At 63.6% G+C, this 21,995-nt stretch carries 22 protein-coding genes; 9 read left to right on the top strand and 13 right to left on the bottom strand.

Annotated elements, in window-relative coordinates:
- Positions 1-8: 8 nt before the first annotated feature.
- Positions 9-230: a 50S ribosomal protein L31 gene (gene rpmE / locus ABSY17_RS05140; RefSeq protein WP_108609677.1), complete on the bottom strand. Its 222-nt coding sequence runs from the start codon at positions 228-230 to the stop codon at positions 9-11.
- Positions 231-438: 208 nt separating this feature from the next.
- On the opposite strand from rpmE, the gene ABSY17_RS05135 reads away from it, so the two are divergent.
- Positions 439-2,244: an ABC transporter transmembrane domain-containing protein gene (locus ABSY17_RS05135; RefSeq protein WP_378947523.1), complete on the top strand. Its 1,806-nt coding sequence runs from the start codon at positions 439-441 to the stop codon at positions 2,242-2,244.
- 4 nt (positions 2,245-2,248) lie between these two features.
- Here the strand turns inward: ABSY17_RS05135 and ABSY17_RS05130 are convergent, their stop codons facing one another.
- The 11 genes from ABSY17_RS05130 to ABSY17_RS05080 all read right to left on the bottom strand — a co-directional run bounded on the left by ABSY17_RS05130 (position 2,249) and on the right by ABSY17_RS05080 (position 15,195).
- Positions 2,249-2,938, bottom strand: a complete 690-nt coding sequence (locus ABSY17_RS05130) for a nitroreductase family protein (protein ID WP_378947520.1) — start codon at positions 2,936-2,938, stop codon at positions 2,249-2,251.
- A 166-nt stretch (positions 2,939-3,104) separates the two neighbouring features.
- Positions 3,105-6,047, bottom strand: coding sequence for an autotransporter domain-containing protein (locus ABSY17_RS05125; RefSeq protein WP_378947517.1), 2,943 nt, complete (start codon positions 6,045-6,047; stop codon positions 3,105-3,107).
- A 495-nt stretch (positions 6,048-6,542) separates the two neighbouring features.
- A complete protein-coding gene (locus tag ABSY17_RS05120) occupies positions 6,543-8,027 on the bottom strand; it encodes a carboxypeptidase M32 (RefSeq protein ID WP_378947515.1) in 1,485 nt (494 codons plus the stop codon).
- Positions 8,028-8,240: 213 nt separating this feature from the next.
- Positions 8,241-8,615, bottom strand: coding sequence for a hypothetical protein (locus tag ABSY17_RS05115; RefSeq protein WP_378947512.1), 375 nt, complete (start codon positions 8,613-8,615; stop codon positions 8,241-8,243).
- A 248-nt stretch (positions 8,616-8,863) separates the two neighbouring features.
- Entirely contained in the window at positions 8,864-9,895 is a 1,032-nt protein-coding gene (locus tag ABSY17_RS05110; RefSeq protein WP_378947509.1) for a peptidoglycan -binding protein, read from the bottom strand.
- Position 9,896: 1 nt separating this feature from the next.
- Entirely contained in the window at positions 9,897-10,916 is a 1,020-nt protein-coding gene (locus tag ABSY17_RS05105) for a MotA/TolQ/ExbB proton channel family protein (RefSeq protein WP_378947506.1), read from the bottom strand.
- 116 nt (positions 10,917-11,032) lie between these two features.
- Complete coding sequence (locus ABSY17_RS05100; RefSeq protein ID WP_378947503.1) at positions 11,033-11,722, bottom strand: hemolysin III family protein; 690 nt, start codon at positions 11,720-11,722, stop codon at positions 11,033-11,035.
- A 69-nt stretch (positions 11,723-11,791) separates the two neighbouring features.
- Entirely contained in the window at positions 11,792-12,592 is an 801-nt protein-coding gene (locus ABSY17_RS05095) for an inositol monophosphatase family protein (RefSeq protein WP_378947500.1), read from the bottom strand.
- Positions 12,593-12,753: 161 nt separating this feature from the next.
- Positions 12,754-13,320, bottom strand: a complete 567-nt coding sequence (gene efp / locus ABSY17_RS05090) for an elongation factor P (protein ID WP_018429990.1) — start codon at positions 13,318-13,320, stop codon at positions 12,754-12,756.
- Positions 13,321-13,423: 103 nt separating this feature from the next.
- Complete coding sequence (locus tag ABSY17_RS05085; RefSeq protein WP_378947496.1) at positions 13,424-14,545, bottom strand: tetratricopeptide repeat protein; 1,122 nt, start codon at positions 14,543-14,545, stop codon at positions 13,424-13,426.
- A gap of 2 nt (positions 14,546-14,547) precedes the next feature.
- Positions 14,548-15,195 (bottom strand): thiamine phosphate synthase, encoded by a 648-nt coding sequence (locus ABSY17_RS05080; protein ID WP_378947493.1) that lies wholly within the window; start codon positions 15,193-15,195, stop codon positions 14,548-14,550.
- 178 nt (positions 15,196-15,373) lie between these two features.
- Here ABSY17_RS05080 and ABSY17_RS05075 point away from each other — a divergent pair, with 178 nt between their 5' ends.
- Positions 15,374-16,144: a sulfite exporter TauE/SafE family protein gene (locus ABSY17_RS05075; RefSeq protein ID WP_378947490.1), complete on the top strand. Its 771-nt coding sequence runs from the start codon at positions 15,374-15,376 to the stop codon at positions 16,142-16,144.
- A 54-nt stretch (positions 16,145-16,198) separates the two neighbouring features.
- The gene (locus ABSY17_RS05070; protein ID WP_378947487.1) at positions 16,199-17,833 is read left to right on the top strand and encodes an acyl-CoA synthetase; all 1,635 of its coding nucleotides are present in this window, start codon (positions 16,199-16,201) and stop codon (positions 17,831-17,833) included.
- Positions 17,834-17,875: 42 nt separating this feature from the next.
- Here ABSY17_RS05070 and ABSY17_RS05065 read toward each other — a convergent pair whose 3' ends face one another.
- A complete protein-coding gene (locus ABSY17_RS05065; protein ID WP_378947484.1) occupies positions 17,876-18,427 on the bottom strand; it encodes a DUF2269 family protein in 552 nt (183 codons plus the stop codon).
- A gap of 553 nt (positions 18,428-18,980) precedes the next feature.
- Between ABSY17_RS05065 and ABSY17_RS05060 the strand changes: the two genes are divergently transcribed.
- The 6 genes from ABSY17_RS05060 (at position 18,981) to ABSY17_RS05035 (ending at position 21,993) form a co-directional block, all read left to right on the top strand.
- Positions 18,981-19,361 carry a hypothetical protein gene (locus tag ABSY17_RS05060; RefSeq protein ID WP_378947481.1) on the top strand — a complete coding sequence of 127 codons (381 nt, stop codon included), beginning with the start codon at positions 18,981-18,983 and terminating at the stop codon, positions 19,359-19,361.
- Positions 19,362-19,759: 398 nt separating this feature from the next.
- On the top strand, positions 19,760-20,293 hold the full coding sequence (locus tag ABSY17_RS05055) for a DUF1465 family protein (protein WP_378947479.1): 534 nt from the start codon (positions 19,760-19,762) through the stop codon (positions 20,291-20,293).
- Between the two features lie 74 nt (positions 20,294-20,367).
- Complete coding sequence (gene ruvC / locus ABSY17_RS05050) at positions 20,368-20,889, top strand: crossover junction endodeoxyribonuclease RuvC (RefSeq protein ID WP_378947476.1); 522 nt, start codon at positions 20,368-20,370, stop codon at positions 20,887-20,889.
- A gap of 69 nt (positions 20,890-20,958) precedes the next feature.
- Positions 20,959-21,210: an AbrB/MazE/SpoVT family DNA-binding domain-containing protein gene (locus ABSY17_RS05045; RefSeq protein ID WP_378947473.1), complete on the top strand. Its 252-nt coding sequence runs from the start codon at positions 20,959-20,961 to the stop codon at positions 21,208-21,210.
- A 116-nt stretch (positions 21,211-21,326) separates the two neighbouring features.
- On the top strand, positions 21,327-21,596 hold the full coding sequence (locus ABSY17_RS05040; protein ID WP_378947470.1) for an AbrB/MazE/SpoVT family DNA-binding domain-containing protein: 270 nt from the start codon (positions 21,327-21,329) through the stop codon (positions 21,594-21,596).
- Positions 21,577-21,993: a type II toxin-antitoxin system VapC family toxin gene (locus ABSY17_RS05035; protein ID WP_378947467.1), complete on the top strand. Its 417-nt coding sequence runs from the start codon at positions 21,577-21,579 to the stop codon at positions 21,991-21,993. Before ABSY17_RS05040 ends, ABSY17_RS05035 begins: the two co-directional genes overlap by 20 nt.
- Positions 21,994-21,995 lie beyond the last annotated feature (2 nt).

Genomic DNA, 21,995 nt, shown 5'->3' with positions numbered 1-21,995 from the left:
AGGACGGCTTAGATGCCGAGGCCTTCGTAGCGCTTCTTGAACTTCGACAGACGGCCGCCGCGGTCGAGCAGGTTGTGCTGACCACCGGTCCAGGCCGGGTGCGTGGTCGGGTCGATATCGAGGTTCATCGTATCGCCTTCCTTACCCCAGGTGGAGCGGGTCATGTATTCGGTGCCATTGGTCATGACGATCTTGATGGCGTGGTAGTCGGGATGGATATCGGCTTTCATCGCTCTGTTCCTGCTGTCGCGGCGCGGCTGGCGCAGGTATCCTGCGGCGATGCGCCTCTTTCGAAAATTCGAAGCCACGTCTAGATAGACCACGGCTTCAGAAACGGTCGGCGTGCCTATACAACAGCCGAAATTGAATCACAAGGCCGCGCTGCCGGGCAAATGAACTACAATCCCCGGCAACACAGGCGGCTGAGAGGGAAATAGCATGGCGAACACGACCTTGGACGCTAAAGAAGAGCGTCGGCGTTCGCTGCGCCCGTTGCGTCGGCTTTCTCCCTATCTCTATCGCTACCCCACACTGGTGGTCGGCGCCATCATTTCACTGGTCGCCGCAGCCATCACCACGCTGACCCTGCCGATCGCCGTGCGCCGCATGATCGACCACGGCTTTTCCTCTGCCGATTCGACCTTCATCGCCAAATATTTCGCCATGCTGGTGGCGATCGCCGGCCTGCTCGCGCTCGCCTCGGCGTGCCGCTACTACTTCGTCATCACCCTCGGCGAGCGCGTCGTTTCCGACATCCGCCGCGATGTCTTCAGCCACGTCACCAGCCTGTCGCCGGCCTTCTTCGACACGGCGATGTCGGGCGAGATCGTCTCGCGGCTGACCGCCGACACCACCCAGATCAAGTCGGCCGTCGGCGCCACCGCATCCGTGGCGCTGCGCAACGTCATCCTGGGCCTCGGCGCACTGACGATGATGGTGATCACCAGCCCGAAACTGTCGGGCCTGGTAATCGGCGCCATTCCGCTGATCGTGCTGCCCCTGGTCGCCTTCGGCCGCTCGGTTCGCCGCAAATCGCGCCTGGCACAGGACACGCTGGCCGACGCCACCGCATTCGCCAGCGAGCAGATCGGTGCCATCCGCACGCTTCAGGCTTTCACCAACGAAGGGCTGGTGACGAAGCGATTCGCCGCTGCGGTCGAGACCGCCTTCAACGCTGCCCGCGCCTCGGTGCTGGCGCGCGCGGTGCTGACGTTCTTTGCCATCTTCACCATCTTCGCCTCCGTCGTGGCGGTGCTGTGGTTCGGGTCGCGCGACGTTCTGGAGGGCACGATCTCGCCGGGAACGCTCGGCCAGTTCCTGCTCTATTCGGTGTTTGCCGCCGGCGCGCTGGGCGCCCTGTCGGAAGTGTGGGGCGAACTGAGTGCTGCCGCCGGTGCCGCCGAGCGCATCACCGAGATCCTGGCCGAAAAGCCGACCGTCGCGGCACCCGCCTCGCCCGTCGCGCTGCCCGCCAAGAGCAGCGGCGCGATCGAGTTCCGCGACGTGACCTTTTCCTACCCAGTCCGCCCGGATCGCGCCGCCGTCCACGGGCTGAGCTTCAAGGTGAAGCCCGGCGAGACCGTGGCTATTGTCGGGCCGTCAGGCGCGGGCAAGAGCACCGTCTTTTCGCTGCTGCTGCGCTTCTATGACCCCGAAAAGGGCGCTGTCATCATCGACGGCGTCGACCTGCAGAAGGCCGATCCCGAAGACGTGCGTGCGCGTATCGCCATCGTGCCACAGGACGTGACCATCTTCGCCAGCACCGCGGCCGAAAACATCGGCTTTGGCCGGCCCGGCGCATCGCAGGGCGAGATCGAGCAGGCGGCCAAGGCGGCCCTTGCCAACGGCTTCATCGGCAAGCTGCAGGATGGCTATGCGACACAGGTCGGCGAACGCGGCGTGACGCTCTCCGGTGGCCAGCGCCAGCGTATCGCCATCGCGCGTGCCATCCTGCGCGACGCGCCGATCCTGCTGCTCGACGAGGCGACCTCCGCACTCGACGCCGAAAGCGAAAAGCAGGTCCAGACAGCGCTCGAGCATCTGATGCAGGGCCGCACGACCATCGTCATCGCCCACCGCCTGGCAACCGTGCTGAAGGCCGACCGTATCCTGGTGATGGATGGCGGGCGCATCGTCGAGGAAGGCACGCACCAAAGCCTGGTCGCCAAGGGCGGCGTCTATGCCGGGCTGGCAAAGCTGCAGTTCGACACCGGCGCCGGCGCCTTCCAGGGCGCGGCGGGGTAGCGCCTCACAGAAACGTCGCGATCTCCGACAGCGGCCGCTTTTCCATGGCATGCACCGGGATCGTCGCGCCCTCCTTGGGATAGCCCACCACCATCAGGATGTAGGGCTTGTCGTGCGGGTCGCGGCCGCAGATCTGGTTGAGGAAGCTCATCGGGTTGGGCGTATGGGTGAGCGTCGCGAGACCTGCGCGATGCAGTGCGGCGATCAAAAAACCGGTGGCGATGCTGACCGATTCGGGCACGTAGTAGTTCTTGCGCGACACACCGTCGGCCGAGCGGCTCTTGCGCTCGCCGAAGATGCAGATCAGCCACGGCGCTTCCTCCAGGAACGGCTTGGAGGCATCGGTGCCGAGCGGCGCCAAGGCCTTCAGCCACTCCTCGCCGGCGCGGCCCTCGTAGAAGGCGCGCTCCTCGATCTCTGCCGCCTCGCGGATCTGGCGCTTGATCTCGGCATCGCCGATGACGGCGAAATGCCAGGGCTGGTGATTGGCGCCGTTGGGTGCTGTGCCGGCCGCCATGATGCAGGTCTCGATGATATCGCGCGGCACAGGCCGGCTCGAGAAATCGCGCACCGTGTGGCGCGTGCGGATCTCGTCGTAGAATGACTGCGCGCCAGCACGCATTTCTTCCACCGGGATCTCCTGGTAGTCGGGCAGCGGAACGGTGCGGTACTGCTGGGCAACGGGGATATTCATCGAGGAACTCACGTCGAGTGTTACGGACGAGATCGGCCGCCGATACTCAGCAAAATCTCGCATAGCGTCAATCGTCGGGACGATGCACTTCGCAGACAAATGCAAACGCCCCGCGTCGGCAAGGACGCGGGGCGCGCTTTGGGTATCGACGGATCGGCCAGCCGGCTTAGAACATCACGCCGAAGCTTGCCTTGACGCCATGGTCGCGGGCGCCGCTTGCGACCTGCCCGGTGTAGCCCAGGCCGAAATTGGCCTTGGGCGAGATCGCAAAATCGAGCCCGGCTTCGACGAGCAAGGCATCGCGGGCGATCGGGCTGCCATAGACGGTGAAGTCGTCGCCACCGATAAAGGCAACCGTGGAAGTCGGCGCGACGTCGCCGAAGGCATGGCGCCAGCCCAACCCACCGCGCGCCGTGGCCTGAGCCTGACCGAGGCTGAAGTCGGTAGCGGCGCGCAGGCCGAGCGTCGTGGTCGTGCTGTCGAAGGTGGAAGCCTTGCTCGAAAGCGCTGCTGCACCGCCGGTCTCGGTGAAGGCGTCGGTCGAGGTGCTGACGTAAGCGAGGCCTGCGAACGGCTCGAAAGCAACCCGGCCCATTTCTGTCCGGTAGCCCGTCTCGACGAAGGCCTGGGCGGTGTTGGCGGCGTAGTCGGCCTTCAGCATCTGGTTCAGGCCAGGGAACGACACTGTGCGCGTCGTGTCGATGGCATGCCTGGTGTAGGCGGCACCGGCGCGCAGGGCGACCGCACCGAAGTGGCGTCCGCCATAGACGCCCAAGTGGAAGTTATCGCTGTCGCCGGACGAGGCACCATCGTCGGTGTCAAAGCTGGTGCGGCTGTAGCCGGCCAGCAGGCCGAGCCGCCAGCCGTCGCCGACGATGGTGTCGCCACCGGCAACCAGGCCGCCGCTCGAATAGTCAAAACCATCGACGTTGCCGTCGCCATCCGCGGAGCCCCAATTGCCGAGCGCCTGACCCCAGACGACGAAACGATCGGTATCGGCCGCGACCAGCTCGATGCCGTCGTCGCCATAGGCCATGACAGGCAGCGCAGGCGCAGCCACGTCGCCGAAGGCCGAGCGGACGCGGTCGGTTGCGAACTCGCCCAGGAACGAACTCGTCTGGGTCGAAGCGCCGCTCGCCGATGCATGGACGTCGCCGGAGAGCTGGTCGAGCGCATCGCGGGCCTGGTCTTCGCCGCTCGACATCAAAAGCGCAGCCGCAACGGGATTGGACGTCGGAAGGGCTGCGACCGCACCGGCTATTGCGGACTGATTTGGCGCTCGGGCGATATCAATCAGCCCGACATTGTTGCGGCTTAGCGTCAGGGTCACGTCGTTGCCGTCGACGCCGCCGGCGTAGTTGATGAGATGGTCAAGGAAGACGAGATTGTTGAGATTGCCGACCGAAGCGAAGGTGCCGATGACGGCATCGGTGCCGTCGTTGTCGATGATCGTGAACGGACCGTTCTGCGGCAGCCAGGGGCCGGAATTGATCGGTGTCAGCAGCAGGTTGAGCGTTGCGCCCGTGATGTCCACTGTGCCATTGACCGTCAGCTTGTCGGCGGATGTCGGTGACGCCTCGACCTCGAAGATGCCGTGGTTGACGTAATTGCCAGTGATCGTCTGGGTTTGGACAAGGCCCGCCACAGGGGTAACCGGCACGGTGTCGCCAACGCGATGCGTCGCGCCAGCAGCAATTGTCACGTTGCCGATCACCGTGCCGCTGCCGCCGAACCGAGCGCCGGAGTCAACGGAGATGGGCCCAGCCAGCGTGCCGATGCCCTTGTAACCGACATTGAGCATGCCGGCGTTCACGAAGGTTTTGCCGGCGAATGCGGAACTGTCACCTCTCAGAGTGATTGTGCCCGATCCCTGCTTGAAGAACTGCCCCGCACCGGCGAGCTTAACGTTCTGCGGCAGGTAACCCAGGCCATTGGACATATTGGAAATCAGCTTGCTGCCAGCGTCGATGGTGATCTTGCCATCGGTCCCACCCAGCCAACCGCTCGCCCCGCCATCGCCGAACTGAAGCGTACTGTTGTTGGAGATCAGCACGCTGCCCGTGCCGCTGGCGCTGTTGCCAACGCCCGTAAGGGTCAACTTGCCGCCACCGATGTGCTGGAATGATCCAGCACTATTGATTTGGCCAGTAAAGGTAAGATCGTCGGAGCGATTGAAGATGACTGTGCCAAAATTGCCTATCGCACCAGCAATAGAACCTGTCGTGCCACCATCTCCCAACTGCAACGTCGCGCCGCTGAAGACGCTGGCACTTCCGGTGAAGGTGTTATTGCCGGTGAAAATCTGTGTCCCAGCAGCGATGCTGATGCCGGCGCTACCGGAGATAACGCCAGAGAAGGTACCGCTGGCAGCCGTGATGGTAAGAGGCTTGTCGGCGAGCTTGACTAAGCCACTGCCCGTCAACGCCTTGATGCTGCCAGCGCCTGCGCGCGAAATGTCGAGCGTGCCATCAACGGTCAGGCCACTCGACGCACTGATCGTGCTATTGCTGCCGATCAACTGGAGAGTGGCTCCAGTGCCGATGGTGGTTGCGCCGGTATAGGTATTCGCCCAATCTTTGAACTGGAGCACGCCGTCGCCAGTGACAGTGAGCCCGGCCGAGCCTTCCACGATCGTTCCGATCTCGGTAGTGACGCTATTGCCCACTACTATCGTTGCGGCTGTCCCGCCGCCCGTGGGTGACAGGACGAGCGTGTCGGTGGGGGCACCCGTAAGTCTGTAACCGCTGGTCATGAAGCGTAGCGTATCGAAGTGCTGATTTCCTCTGACGCCGACCTCACCTGCGGTGCCACCGAATACCGCCGTGCCGCCGCTGACCCAAGCGGCACTGCCCGCTCCCGCCATATCGGTCCAATTTGTGAGAGTGCCATCCCAGGTGCCGGCACCACCATCGACTGCGCCTGATGCGTTGTTGCCATCCCAATACTGATCCGCCGCGAGTGCAGGCGTTGCCGCGCCCAGCACAACCGCCACGGCCGCGAGCGTCACCAGCGCCATGCCGGCCCGCAAGATGCCGACGCGGTCGACGAGACCCAGAAAAGGACTGGGTGGTACTTCGGCCGCTCGTGACGATTCAACGCGAGTTTTCATCGCAACCTTACGGCCAAATGTATGCACCATGTCCCTGCCTATCTTCCGGACGCCCACTACGGGCGAGTATGCGCAAGTGATCAAAAATCTGCCTGCGTGCAATCGTAAGTCATTCGCTAATACAATTGCGCCATCAACTTCAAATTAAAACTTTCGAAATAAGCGGTCCAATTTTGGGTAGATCGGAAATGACGACAGCCTGAGATGCCACCGCAGGCACCTATACACCAATATATTGCATGCATACTCAATATGATACGCGCAATAGTTGTAATCGTCCGCGACACTCGCGCTCGACCCCACCACCAATGGGGCAAGACATCGCCTTGCAGTGCAGGTCGCAGGCGTGTTCCAGGTCAGGACGTTGAGGCGGACCGCAATCGGCTAGCCGTTGGCGGAATCGAGGAAGCGCCGAGCCGCCCCCTCCCTGCGATACAGGAAGAGGTGGTCCTGAGCTTGTTGAAAGGGTGAAGCGGCAGCCGGACGAGGGAAGAACTACGCCCCGTAGCGCTTCTTCAGATGGTTGGTGAAATACTGCGCATTCAGCTTTTCGCCGGTGGCGCGTTCGAGCAGGTCCGGCGTGGACCAGCGGGAGCCCTGCGACCAGATCCTTTCACGCCGCCAGTCGTTGACCGTGTCGAAACGGCCGCGCGCGATTTCGTCGTCCACGGAAGGGTGCGCCTTGGAAAGTGCCGCCCATTGCTGCGCCGCCATCATCGCGCCCAGCGTATAGGACGGGAAATAACCGAAGGCACCGCTCGGCCAATGCACGTCCTGCATCGGCCCGTCGGCGGGGTTGTCGATGGTCGACAGGCCGAGATAGTCGCGCATCTTGGCGTCCCACGCCTCGGGCAGGTCCGACACCGACAGGCGGCCAGATACGAGTTCCTGCTCGAGTTCGTAGCGCAGGATGACATGCAGCGGATAAGTGACCTCGTCGGCGGCGACGCGGATCAGGCCGCGCTCGACATGATGGACATACGGCAGGATCTCGTCGATCGACCAGCGCTCGCCGAGATGCTGGTCGATCTGCGCCAGCGCCCAGCGCCAGAAGGCCGGATTGCGGCCGAGTTGCTTTTCGACAAACAGGCTCTGGCTCTCATGCACGGCCATGCCGCGCGCCTTGCCGAGCGGCCAATGCGACCATGCCTCGGGCAGGTTCTGCTCGTAGAGCGCATGACCGGTCTCGTGCAGCACACCCATCAGCGCCGAGAGGAAATCGCCGGTCTTGTAGCGCGTGGTGATGCGCACATCGGTCGGAACCCCGCCGCAGAACGGATGGTGCGACACCGACAAGCTGCCCCGGGTGAGGTCGAAGCCGACCGCGCCCATCATGGCGAGCCCAAGCTCGCGCTGGCGCTCGATGGCGTAGACGCCCGACAGCGGACGCAGCGGATTTTTTGCCCTGCGCTCCTCCTGCACGGCCAGTGCCTCGGGCACGAAGCCCTTCAGGAAGGCCTTGAGGTCGGCGAAGACGGGCGTGATGTCGGCGGCGCGATTGCCGGGATCGTATTGCTCCATCAGCGCGTCGTAGGGGTCGAGCCCAAGCGCTTCGGATCTGAGCGCGGCTTCCTCGCGGACGAGCGCGACGATGCCTTCCAGCGCCGGCTCGAAGCCGGTCCAGTCATTCTTGGCGCGCAGGTCGCGCCAGAGCTGCTCGCAGCGCATCCGCGCCGCAGTCTGCCGCTCGACGAATTCGGACGGCAGGCAAGTCATGTTGGTGTATTGCCGGCGGAACTCATGCAGCGCAGCGACTTGTTCCGCGTTCAGCGCTTCTTGCTCGGCAGCGCCGATCCAGTCGCCGATCTCGGGCGCGGTGGCCTGGCGATGGTGCATGCCGGCGAGTGCCGACATCGCCTCGGCACGCTTGGCGCCGCCGCCCACGGCCATGTGGGTCGCCTCGTCAGCGCCCAGAATGGCGAGCGCATGTTCGAGCGCCTCGAGCTTGCGGCCGAGTTGGTCGAGCTTTGCGAAGGACATGGTTTCTCCTCAGGTCTGAATCAGGGCGAGAGGATACCAATCCGCAGCCGATCGCAAGGCCAGGGAGGTTATCGAATTGGACTGATGGGACGATGGGGTTTCATGGCGTTGGCGTAACCGGGGGGTCACCAGCACTGGACAGAAAGTCCGATCCAAAATGGAGACGGTCGCCTCCAGCCTTGCTGAGGGCGACCGTATGTAGTGCCGAGCGGATCAACGATAACCAGCGTATCCCTGCGGCGGTATGCAGGTCCAGGTCGTCCTGTAGGGCGAGCAGGTCGGCGGGGTCTTTCCATAGGTCAGCGCCTCGGAACCCGTGATATCGCCGTCAGTGAACCCCTTCGAGCCGGCAATAGCCAAGGCGTTCTTGTTGACACGGCCCTGGATATGGTCCGGGCCGCGGTCACGGTCACGGTCATGATGGCCATGGTCCTTGCCGCCATGATCCTTGCCACGGTCACTGTCATGATGGCCTCCGCCACCATGATCGTTGCCACGGTCGCGGTCGCGGCCACCAGCGGATGCCATCGATAGCGGAAGTGAAACAACTATGGCCGCAAGCGCGGCCGTCAGTGCCATAGAGCGCATGATTGCGTCTCCCGAAAACTGCCGGCCGGCGAACCGCCCCCGGCACTTGCCGTCCGTCAAGACACGTCGCGTCGCGGTGGGAGGCCATCGCCGGCGTTTCCCGGACTGCACCTGGAATCTACGGCTTGCGACACGGGAAGCATAATTAAGAAAAAATAATGTTGGCTCGCGCCATACGAGCCGCGTTGGCGCTGGAAACGTTGCCCATGCGCCCTACATAGTCCGGCCAAATAGCTCGAATTATTTAGTTAGCGTTCGGTGAGCTTGAGTTCGATACGCCTGTTCTTGGAGCGAGCCTCTTCCGTGCCGCTTTCGTCGAGAGGCTGGAACTCGCCGAAACCTGCAGCGACCAGCCGGTTGGCCGGGACGCCGTTCTCGATCAGGAATTTCACCACCGAAGTCGCGCGGGCCGAAGAAAGCTCCCAGTTGTCGCGATAACGGCCGGTGCCCGACAGCGGAATGTTGTCGGTGTGGCCATCGACGCGCAGCACCCAATTGATCTCCGGCGGGATTTCCTTCTGCAATTCGATTATGGCGCCGGCGAGTTTCTTCATCTCGACCTTGCCGGCGTCGTTGATCTGTTCCGATCCGATCGGAAACAGCACTTCCGACTGGAAGACGAAGCGGTCGCCGACAATGCGGATGTTTTCGCGGTCGGAAAGTATCTCGCGCAAGCGGCCAAAGAAGTCAGAGCGATAACGGTTGAGCTCCTGGACGCGCTGGGCGAGCGCCACGTTCAGCCGCCGGCCGAGGTCGGCGATCTTGGTGTTGGATTCACGGTCGCGCGCCTCCGAGGCGTTGAGTGCCTCCTCGAGAGCGCCGATCTGCTTGCGCAGCGCGGCGATTTGCTGGTTGAGCAGTTCGACCTGGCTGAGCGCACGCTGGCTGACCTGGCGCTCATTGTCGAGCTCGCCGGACAGCGCACCGATGCGGGCGGTGGCCGCCGCTCCTGCGCCCGTTCCCTGCGACAGAAGCTGTTCGAGCCGGCTCTTCTCCGCTTCGGCGACAGACAGCGACGCCTGCAGATTGGCAAGCGAATCCTCGACGTCCTGGGTGTTGGAGCGTTCGAGCGCCAATAGCTGCGTCAGCTCGTTGATCTGCGAGTTCAGCCGGGTGAGCACCTCGTCCTTGCCGGAGATCTCGCGGCTGAGCAGGAATTGCGCCAGCACGAAGACGGAGAGCAGGAACATGATGGCAAGCAGCAGCGTCGACAGGGCGTCGACGAAACCCGGCCAATAGTCGATACGGCGGTCGCTCCGCCGCCCCCGCGCCAATGCCACCTTAGTGCACCCCTTCCTTCTTCAGGGCGTCGGCGAGCTTTTCGAGCGTGTTGCGCATCGCCTTCTGTTCGTCGGACTGCGCCTCGACCCAGTCGCGCATGATCTGCTGTTCGGCGCGCATGTTCTTGACGAGGCCGGAAATACCGTCGGCGAGATTGGCCATGGAGGCGGCGACACGCGGGTTGGAGCCACCCTGCTCCTGCAGATTGCGCAAACGCTCGCTGAGCGCGCGGACCTCGTCGGACGAGCCGTTCTTGGCATCTGCGCCGACGATGTCGGACGACAGGTCGGTGACCGAGGAGAGCCAGTTTTCCAGCTCGGTGTAAAAGCGCGTCTGCGCGCGCCCCGCCTGGAGGTCGAGGAAGCCGAGCACGAGCGAGCCGGCCAGGCCGAACAGCGACGAGGAGAACGCCGTGCCCATGCCCTGCAGCGGCGCGGCAAGCCCTGCCTTCAGCGCCTCGAGCACGGCTGCGGCGTCGCCGGAACCCGGGTCGAGCGACTGGATGGTGTCGCCAATCGAGCCGATGGTCTGCAGCAGGCCCCAAAAGGTGCCGAGCAGGCCGAGGAAGACGAGCAGGCCGACCAGATAGCGCGACGTGTCGCGGCTTTCGTCGAGGCGGGTGGCGATGGAATCGAGCATGGTGCGCATCGAACTGGTCGAAAACGCCATGGAAGACGAACGACTTAGCATCGCCTTCATCGGCGCGAGCAGCACCGGCTGGGTGACCTCGGAGCCGGCACGGAAGGAATTGACCCAGCGCACCTCACGGAACAGCCGCCCGACCTGGACAAAGGCCAGACCGATGCCGACCACCAGCACGCCCAGGATCAACCCGTTGAGCCCGGGGTTGGTGCCGAAGGCGTGGCTGATCTGCCTGGTCAGGATCGCCGCGATAAAGGCGACGATCGCCAAAAAGATGATCATCGTCAGCAAGAAAACCTGCGGAGAGGACAGGCGATGCGGGTCGTAGCTGAGGACATCCGAGCCCCGGCCCACCCCAAGTGATTTCAACAATGCCATCGATGCCCCGGTTTCAAATTCCGCATGATTGTCATCCACGACTGTAAGCGGAAATGTGACGAAAATGAAAGGCGCTTGCACATCGCCCGCTCTGGGGCGGCCCTGCCAGAGCAATGCTAGAGGCGGGCCACGACCATAAGGTCGATCATCGCGGCCACATGAAGGCCGGCGCCGGTGACGACGAAGCCGTGCCACAGCGCACTCTGGAAACGCAGCCGGTGCCAGACATGGAAGACGACGCCGCAGGAGTAGACAACGCCGCCTGAAAACAACAGCCACAGCGTCGCCGATGGCAGCGTGGCGATCAGCGGGCGCAGGATGACGACGCCGCTCCAACCCATGGCGAGATAGAAGGCCACCGCCAGCCGGTCGAGACGACCGGGCAGCAAGAGCTTGATCGTCATCCCGGCGATTGCCGCCGACCAGACGATGCCGGCCATCCAGGCAGCGGTCGAGCGATCCTCGATCTGGGCCAGGAACGGCGTGTAGGTCGCGGCAATCAGGAGGTAGATGCCGGCATGGTCGAAGCGGCGCAGCACCCATTTGGCCGGCGAGATCGGCCAGAGATTGTAAGCGAGCGACACCGACAGCACGGTAAGCAGCGCCACCACGAAGACCACGGCGGCAAGGTATTCGCCGCTGGCGGTACGGGAGGCAGAGATTGAAAGCAGAGCGGAGCCTGCGGTCACGGCGAGCAGGATGCCGATGGCATGGACCACGCCGTCGGCGATCAGTTCGGCGCGCGAATGGCTGTAGCGCCCGACATAGGGCACGGATATCTCACGCTTGCGGGTATCGTCCGTCATCGTTCGTCCCTGCGCCGTTCCAAATATGGGCGGGCGCGGGGACGAAGCAAGTGCGAACTACGCAGCCGATCAGCGCGGAGTTACGGGTTTCTGCAGCGTCTTGAGCAGCGCGCGGTGGATGGTCTCGTTGCCGACGACGATCGAGCCGCCTTCGAGCATGTCCTGGCCGCCCTTGCCGTCGGAGATGAAACCGCCGGCCTCGCGCACCATCAGGATGCCGGCAGCGACATCCCAAGGCGACAGCGCGGTCTCCCAGAACCCGTCCATGCGGCCGGCGGCGACATAGGCGAGGTCGAGTGCGGCAGAGCCGAGACGGCGGACGCCGGCGACTTCGCCCATGACATTGCGCAGCTCGAGCAGGAAGTGGCCGTGGTGGCCGCGGCCGAGATGCGGCACGCCGCAGCCGATGACCGCATCCGAAAGCTTGGTGCGGCCGGAAACGCGCAGACGGCGATCATTCAGGAAGGCGCCGCCGCCGCGTTCGGCAGTATAGAGTTCGTCCATCGCGGGGTTGTAGATGACTGCCGCGACGATCTGGCCCTGCCGTTCCAGCGCGATCGAGATCGAAAAGATCGGAATGCCGTGGAGGAAGTTGGTGGTGCCGTCGAGCGGATCGACGATCCAGCGATGCTGGTTGTCTTCACCCTCGACCGCGCCGCGCTCTTCCATCAGGAAGCCGTAGCCGGGACGCGCCTTCGACAGTTCGGCGAAGATGATGTCCTCGGCCTTGCGGTCGGCCTGGCTGACATAGTCGCCGGGGCCCTTCAGCGAGACTTGCAGATTCTGCACCTCGCCGAAGTCGCGTGCCAGCGACCGGCCGGCCTTCATGGCGGTCTGCACCATGACATTGATGATCGCTGAACGCGCCATTTTGTTAGCCTTTCAAACCTGTCTGCGAGAACAATCGCAATCCGGATCGGCCGTCCTGAGCTGACGCCCCCTCTCAGCCTCGCTACGCGCGCCACCTCTCCCCTTGAGGGAGGGTGGCCCGAGGGGCCGATGAGGGGACCTGAACGGCCGACCCGCAACTATCAATCCGCGCGGCGGACGTAAGTGATCTCGTTGGTGTCGACGATGATGCGCTCTCCGGACGAGATGAACGGCGGCACCAGCACGCGGACGCCATTTTCCAGCACCGCCGGCTTGTAGGACGAAGCAGCCGTCTGACCCTTCACCACCGGGTCGGCTTCGGTGATCGTCAGCGTGACCTGGTCGGGAAGCGCGATGCCAATCGGACGCTCGTCATAGAGCTCGACGGTGACCATCATGCCATCCTGCAGGAACGCGGCGCGATCGCCGACGAAATCCTTGAGAAGTTCGAGCTGCTCGTAGCTCGCGGTATCCATGAACACCAGTGCGTCGCCCTGCTCGTAGAGGAACGAGAAGTCCTTCTGCTCGAGGCGGACCTTCTCGACAGTCTCGGCCGAACGGAAACGTTCGTTGAGCTTGGTGCCGTTGATGAGGTTCTTGAGTTCGACCTGGTTGTAGGCGCCGCCCTTGCCGGGCTTGACGTGATTGGTTCGGACCGCCACCCAGAGGCCGCCGTCATGCTCGATGACATTGCCTGGACGGATTTCGTTGCCGTTGATCTTGGCCATGTTTGGATTCCGGAAGAGAGGTTTGCGCCGGAATGGGCGCCATCGGCGCTCCCAAGACCACAAAATGCCTTTTTAGGCAAGAGAGCAGCGATTTCCGTCGATATCAGCGGATACGATTGGCCCGCTCCAGCGCCTTCTTCATCTCCTCCTCCGTCAGGCCGCGCAGGAAGTCGTCCATCTCCGGATCGTGGAGCCCGGCGCGGCGGGCATTGATGTACCAGGCGCCGGCAAGGATGGGGTCGGGATCGACGCCGATGCCGCCCATGTAGAACTTGGCGAGCCGGTTCTGCGCAGCGACGTTACCGCCATCGGCGGCGAGCTTCATCCAGCCGAAGGCCGACTTGATGTCACGGTCGCCGCCACGCCCGTCAACCATCCACAGCGACAGGTCGAATTGTGCAGTATCATAGTTCTGCCGCGCCGCCTGGACGAGCAGCAGGCGCGCCTTGCGGTCGTCGCGCAGTTTTCCGCCGATGCCGTTGGCATAAATCTGGGCCATGGCGTACTGGGCGTCGGCAACTCCCGTGGCGGCGGCACGCTCATAATAGGGCACCGCCTTTTCAAGACCCTTGTGGCCCGGTTCGCGCTGCACCAGCATCTGCGCGTAGTTGAACTGGGCAAGCCGGTTGCCAGCCTCTGCGGCCGCCTGCATCAAGGCGAAGGCGGCCTGCTGGTCGCGGGTGACATAGCGGCCATCGAGCAGCAACAGGGCATATTGGAACTGCGCCTCGGCCACGCCCTGTTCGGCGGCGCGCTGGTACCATTTGGCAGCCTCGGCATCATTGCGCGCAACGCCCAGCCCTCGCGAAAGGATTTCGGCCACCAGCGTCTGCGCCGCCGCATCACCGGCCTCGGCCCTGGGCAGCGCCAGGTTGTAGGCCGTCATGTAGAGGCCGCGCTGGAAGGCACCGTAGGCTTCATCTGATGGCTTGCCGCCGAAACGGTTGGGATCGATGCCGTCGGGCGCCTTCGCCGCCGGATTTGCACCCAGGTCCGGCGAACCGGCAGGTGCAGCGGCCGGCTCTTTCGCAGGTGCCGCTTCTGTCGCGGACGCCTTGTCAAGCGGCGCCGACATCGGGCCGAAACGGCTCGGATCGACGGTGTCAGCCGGCTTGCCGAGCGAAGGCACGGCACCAGCGCCAGCAGGCGCCTTCTCTACGGCAAGCGCGGGCTCGATGCCGAAGCCCAGGCACAGCAATCCGGCAAGAAGGCGCGAACGATCCATGACTAGTCCTCGAAGCGTGGCGCGGTCTCGTCGAGCAGGGCATTGGCGCGGGCCACCGCCTCGCGCGGGTCGACGCCCTCACCGAACACCGCAGCCGACAGGGCGACGAACTCGGCACCGGTCGCACCGACCGCCTCGACGGAAGCGATGTCGGAACCGGCCATGACGATGCAGGGGATTTCGATCATTTCGGCCCACCATTGGCCGAGCGACAGATTGCGCGAATGCGGCTCCGGCTTGTTGTCGTAGCCGAAGCGGCCGAAGAAGATGTAGTCGGGCCGCTCCTCGCCTAGTTCGAGCGCATCGTCGCGCGTCTTGGCACCACCGACGCCCACCATCATGCGTTCCTGGTAGCGCTCGACAGCTTCGCCGAGTTCGGCCTTGTTGCCCTCGATGTGGATTCCGTCGGCATGGATGCGACCGGCGACGCGGGTGTCGCCGGCGACGACCACCGCCACCCCGGCTGCGCGGGCCGCCGACGCGACCTTTTCGGCAAAGACCTGGAAGGAGGTCTCGTCGGTGCCTTCGGCGGGCAGGATGAGCGAGGCGACGTCGCCGCCTGCGAGTGCGGCCTCGACCTTGCTCGGCTCGACCGAGGGTGGCGCGATCAGCACGATACGGCAGCGATTGGGCGGCGTGTTTGCGGTCATCTTCCTCGATCCGGGTGCTAGTCGCCTATGCAGGGCGATCATGTTTGCATTGGGGCATAGAACAAAGTGCCGCCGTTGAACAGGACGCGCAATCAAGCGCAACCACATGAAAAGACTGGCACGGCTATCGCCAACACACCGCCGCCCAGCTATGCCATGGCGAAAGGCGGGGCTCTCCATGACAGCGCTTCTTCTCGACCCGTGGTTCTATGCGGTGGCAATTCCGGCGGTGATTCTCGTCGGCCTGTCGAAAGGCGGCTTCGGCGGGGCCGTCGGCTTCGTCGGCGTACCGCTGATGGCGCTGGTGATCTCGCCGGTGCAGGCGGCCGCCATCCTGCTGCCGATCCTCATCCTCATGGACGTCGTGTCGCTGTGGACCTGGCGCGGCGTCTACGACCGCTCGATCCTGTGGCAGATGCTGCCGGGGTCGGTCCTCGGCATCGGCGTCGGCTGGCTGACGGCGTCGCTGGTGACGGTCGACATGGTGCGCTTCATCGTCGGCGCCATCGCCTTCGCGTTCGTGGCCCGCTGGATCTATACGAGCCTGCGCCACGGCGCCAAGCATGCCGCCAAGCCAAACCGCATCGCCGCCGCTTTCTGGGGCTCGGTCGCAGGCTTCACCAGCTTCGTCGCCCATGTCGGCGGCCCGCCATTCCAGATCTATACGCTGCCGCTCAGGCTGGACCCCAAGCTGCTGACCGGCACGAGCGCCATCTTCTTTGCCGTCACCAACGCCATCAAGCTCATCCCCTATTTCGCGCTCGGCCAGTTCGACGCCGCCAACCTGACGGCCTCGCTGGTGCTGATGCCGATCGCGCCGCTGGCGACGCTGGCCGGCGCCTGGCTGGTCAGGCGGATGCGGCCGGAAATCTTCTACCCCTTCACCTACGCCACCGTGGCGCTGGTTGCGATGAAGCTGCTTTACGATGGGGCACGCGACTTTATGTGAAGATGACCACGCAGCTCCGCTGAATTAGGTTCGCCGCGACAAGGGAGAAATGCCATGGGCAAATACGAGGAAAACCTCGACAGGAACCCCGCCAACCACCAGCCGCTGACGCCGCTGAGCTTCCTCGAACGCGCGGCCAAGACCTTTCCCTACCACGTCGCGGTCATCCACGGCGATCAGCGCCTGACCTATCGCGAGCTGTGGCAGCGCTCGCTGAAGCTGGCCTCGGCGCTGGCGGACAAGGGCATCGGCAAGGGCGACACGGTGACGGTGATGCTGTCCAACACGCCGCCGATGCTGGAAGCGCATTTCGGCGTGCCGATGACCAAGGCCGTGCTGCATTCGCTGAACACCAGGCTGGACGCCGCGATCATCGCCTTCCAGCTCGACCATGCCGAGACGAAAGTGCTGATCGTCGACCGCGAGTTCTCCGGCGTGGTCGGGCAAGCGCTGGCGCTCGCCAAGGTGAAGCCGCTCGTCATCGACTATGACGACCTCGAATACGCCGACGACGCCCCCCATCCCAAGGGCGAGCGCATCGGCACGCTCGACTACGAGGATTTCGTGGCATCCGGCGACGAGGCCTTTGCCTGGTCGATGCCCGACGACGAATGGGACGCGATCTCGCTCAACTACACCTCGGGCACCACCGGCAACCCGAAGGGCGTGGTCTACCACCATCGCGGTGCTGCGCTGATGGCCTACAACAACACCATCCACGCCGGCATGGGCAAACACGCCGTCTATTTGTGGACGCTGCCGATGTTCCATTGCAACGGCTGGTGCTTCCCATGGACGCTGGCCATGCAGGCGGGCACCCATGTGTGCCTGCGCTGGGTGCGCGCCAAGCCTGTCTACGACGCCATCGCCGATCATGGCGTAACCCATCTGTGCGGCGCGCCGATCGTCATGTCGCTGCTGATCAATGCAGCCGACGACGACAAGCGCGAGTTTCCGCAAGTCGTGACCTTCAACACCGCCGCCGCCCCGCCGCCGGAAGCGGTGCTGTCGGGTATGGCCGATGCCGGCTTCGCTGTCACCCATCTCTATGGCCTGACCGAGACCTACGGCCCTGCCGTGGTCAACGAATGGCATGGCGAATGGGACGGCCTCGACAAGGATGCCCGCACCGCAAGGAAGGCGCGGCAAGGCGTGCGCTACGCAGCACTCGAGGACCTGACGGTGATGGATCCCGAGACGTTGCAGAAGACACCGGCCGACGGCACGACCATCGGCGAGGTGATGTTCCGCGGCAATATCGTCATGAAGGGCTATCTCAAGAACAAGGCCGCGACCGACGAGGTCTTCGCCGGCGGCTGGTTCCATTCGGGCGACCTCGGCGTGATGCATCCCGACGGCTACATCCAGCTCAAGGACCGCTCCAAGGACATCATCATTTCGGGCGGCGAGAACATTTCGTCCATCGAGGTCGAGGATGCGCTATTCAAGCACCCGGCGGTGGCTTCCTGCGCGGTGGTGGCCAGGCCGGACGACAAATGGGGTGAGGTGCCGGTCGCCTATGTCGAACTGAAGCCGGGCAAGGCCGCGACCGAAGCCGAGATCATCGAGCATTGCCGCTCGTTGCTCGCCCGCTTCAAGGTGCCCAAGGCAATCGTCTTTTCCGAAATCCCCAAGACCTCGACCGGCAAGATCCAGAAGTTCAGGCTGCGCGATCAGGCGAAATCATAGGGTCAACAAGGCGGCGCTCCCGTGGGAGCGCCGCCTCTTGCATCAGGCTGCCGACGCTACCGCCTGGCGCTGGTTGCCGAAGGCGGCCCAGGCTCCGGCCGCAATCACCACGGCCATCGCCGCCAGCACCGACACGTCCGACAATGTCGGCTTGAACACCATGTCGGCAATGATGACCAGCATGACGGCATAGTCGAAGCGCGCCACCTTGAGGATGCGGCGGCCCTGCTCGAGGGCTGCGGGCGTGACACCGTCGCGGGCGATCATTTCGGCCATGCGATCGCCGGTAGGCTGGAAGATGCGCACGCCGATCAGGAAGGTCGTCGCATAGCCGGCCAGTCCGATCATGATCCAGAGATCGCGGAACCCAACCCAGAACCAGCACATGATGAGGCCGAGCACGAGCGTGACCAGCGACATCGGCGCAAACAGCCTGTTGCCGAGTTCGCCGATCGAACGCAAAGCCTGCAGCATGCCGTCGATGTTGCCTGCGCGCTCGGCGCGAACGGCAAGCAGCATGAGCACAAAACCGCCACCGGCCCAGAGCACCGAGGCGACGATGTGCAGGAACTTGACGAGAGAATAGAAGTCCATTTTCCGAACCTTTCACATCAGGTTTCCCGAAACGGCGAGAGTTTCGGTCATCGCTTGCTTTCAGTGGCGGCAAATAGAACCCGCTTCGTATCCGCATTGTGCCGGTGAATTTGGGGGGATGTTTCAGATAGTCTTGAAGTTCGGCGACGGTGCCGGACGGTGACGTCAGGCATAGACGCCCCCTCACAGGGCCACCATCGGCCCCGCATGGCGGCGACCGGAAAGCGACCACAGTCGCCCGGAAAACTCTGGAAATTCCGGCCACAGGCAATGGTGGTGACCATCCGACGACCCTAACAGCAGGTTGAAAACGTGGTATCGTCGGTCGCGCCATGGAGGTGATGGCGCGCATCGCAGGCTGGTCGGGGGGAGACAAGCTGCCAGATGGTCGATCGTTCACTGTAACAATTCCGGAAGCATGGCGCCCAATCGTGCGGCATGCGGCGGAAACAATGCCGGTGCTAACGCATCGCCATCGGCCGCTTTCCTCGGCCTGCCCAGTCCTCAGTCAACAACCAATTCCCTGCGGGGGGAAAGCAATCGGAGCAAGGATATGCAAGGGGTAGCACGGAATTTCTTCACACTCGCCATCATCTATGCGCTAGCCGGCATGGCGCTCGGCCTGCACATGTCGATCAGCCAGAACCACCTCCAGACGCCTGTTCATGCCCACACCATGGTGGCGGGCTGGCTGATGTCGGCGGTGTTCGCGTTCTTCTATCACCTGTTCCCGATCGCCCGGGAACGGACGCTGGCCACGGTTCATTTCTGGCTGACGGCCATCAGCGGCATCGGCCTGCTCGCCGGGCTGTTCTTCCTGCTCGGCGGCAACCCCGCGGTCGAGCCGGTCGTGGCGATCTCCTCGATGGGCTTCTACGCCGCGATGTTCCTGTTCATCTTCATCGCGCTGCCGGTGGTCTGGAAGCGTCACTAAGCCAAAGCATGGCGGCATCGCCGTGCCACTGTGCCGAGTCGATACAGTCAAATGACGATCCGACGACGGCTTAATCCTTCATTAAGCATTTTCGGTGTTTATTGGGGGTATCCAGTGATCTGGATTCTTACCGAGTGGTTGGAGCCACTTTGTTTGACGCCTCCCTGTTAAACTCCTGAGAGCCGCGCATTTTCCGCGGCTCTTTTTTTTCGCGCCAATTCGGGACTGCCTTTTGAAAAGCGTCCCAATGCGGCACGTTAACCCTTTGTTAAACATGCGCTTGCGTTCAGCCATCTGGAAGCGCATTTTCGCGGGGCTTAGCGTATAGGAGCGGGCGCGTTGAGAATCCGTCGGCAAGACGGGCACGACGCAGGTCAGGGATGTGCAGGGTACCGATGATGAACGAGCCTTCGAGGGAAAGCGCGAACACGATCAAGCTCGCCGAAAGGCGGGTGTTTTCGCCGTCCTTCAAGCCGCTCTACAATGAGGGCATGGGGCTCGTCGAACAGGCGGCCGAGTATCTCGACGGTGCTGGCCGCGCGGAAGCCAAGAAGCTGTCGCGCCTGGCCGCGACGCTTTATGCGGCCGAATCGATGCGGCTCACCACACGCCTGATGCAGATCGCTTCCTGGCTGCTGTTGCAGCGGGCCGCCAATTCCGGCGAGATGACCCGCGACCAGGTCGCCTCGGAAAAGGCCAAGGTCAGGCTCGATACCGCCTCCGCCCATGACGACGCCGCCGGCTGGAATGAACTTCCCGCCGAGTTCGTCGACCTCGTTCGCCGCTCGCTCAGGCTTCAGGCACTGGTGCGTCGCATGGACGAGGAAATCTACGGCTCGGGCGCGACCGTGCTGCCGGTGCAATCGATGCGCCGCAGCAATCCCGTGTTCGACCAGATCAGCCTTCTCAACACGGCCTTCGCCCGCAACTGATCGCACGCCGGATTTCGTTTCTGGTTTGTTCACATTTCTCTGGCGTCCTGCATCCGCAACGGTAAGGTTGGTGGATGAAAGACGCGATTCGCATTGTGGGTATCGATCCGGGGCTTCGGCGCACCGGCTGGGGGGTCATCGAGAGCCTCGGCAACTCACTGCGCTTCGTCGCCGCGGGCACCGTGCGCTCCGACGACAAGGCCCCACTCGCCACGCGCCTTTGCCAATTGCATGACGGTCTCGCCGATGTGCTTCATCGCGAGATGCCGCATGAGGCCGCGGTCGAGGCGACCTTCGTCAACAAGGATGCATCGGCGACGCTGAAACTCGGCCAGGCGCGCGGCATCGCCATGCTGGTTCCGGCGCGCGCCGGCCTGGTGGTCGCCGAATATTCGCCCAACGCGGTGAAGAAGGCCGTCATCGGCGTCGGCCACGGCGACAAGAAGCAGATCGCCATGATGGTCAAGGTGCTGATGCCCAAGGCCAGCTTCGACACCGCTGATTCTGCCGACGCGCTCGCCATCGCAATCTGCCACGCCCATCACCGGCAGAGCCCGGCCTATCGGCTGGCCCAATTGGCCGCCGCCCAGGCCTGATGTTCTTGACTTGTTCTCACCCCTGAACCATTCCTTGCCGGCAAGATCGGGCAACACAAGGATGATTCCATGCGCGTGACCAGCAAGGGCCAAGTGACGATTCCGCGTGACCTGCGCGAGACCTTCGGGATCGCCGCGAACACCGAAGTGATCTTCGGCATCGAAGGCGGCAAGATCACCATCGTGCCCAAGGACGAGATTGGCCGGATCGCCGACCGCGACCGGCTGGATCGATTCCTGGCGATACTGGACCGCCTGGAAGGTGCGGCGGACCATGTGATCAGCCCCGACGAACAGGCGGCGCCGGCCAGGGACCGGTAAGCGCCGCTTGGGACGGGCTGAGATCCGAAGCGGTGGCGTCGGCCGCGTCGCTGGGCAATGCCATGTTCTTGACTTGTTCTCCTTGGAGCGATAGGTAATACCTCAGAGGTAATACCATGCGCGTAACCACAAAGGGTCAGGTGACCATCCCGAAGGAGATCCGCGACAAGCTTGGCATCGAAGCCGGCTCGGAGGTGGATTTCGTCGAAAGGGCGGACGGCGCGGTGGAACTGGTTCGCGGAACCGAGACCGACATGAGGGAGAAGGCGCTCGACCGCAGCCTGGATGATTGGTTCCGGCTGGTCGAAGGGACCGGCGACAGCGATTTGACCGCCGACGACATCATGGCCATGACCCGGGATCGTGATGTCCGCGACAATCATTGACTCCAACGTCATCATCGACATCGTCGAACCTGGCTCCGATTGGGCCGCCTGGTCCAAGCAGCAAATTCGCGAGGCGCGCCGTCACGGCGAGCTTGTTTTCAATGTCGTTATCGCCAGCGAAGTGGCACACGAATTTGTCACGGCGGAACGCTACAATTCGGTGTTTGTCTCAGCGCTTTGGACCTTCGAAGACATCCCTTTCGATGCCGCGCTGGTGGCCGGATGGGCCCACCGCGAGTACCGGCTGCGCGGCGGCAGACGTGAGCAGACCTTGCCGGACTTCCTGATCGGCGCGCATGCTTCCATCGCCGGGCACAAACTCATCACCCGGGATCCCAGGCGCTTCCGCACCTATTTTCCCGAACTCGAAATCATCGCTCCCGACACCCATCCATGACG

The sequence above is a fragment of the Mesorhizobium sp. ANAO-SY3R2 genome (assembly GCF_042466635.1).
Lineage (GTDB): Bacteria > Pseudomonadota > Alphaproteobacteria > Rhizobiales > Rhizobiaceae > Aminobacter.
The sequence above is the reverse complement of the archived record's forward strand: the minus strand, read 5'-3'. Positions and strand labels throughout refer to the sequence as shown.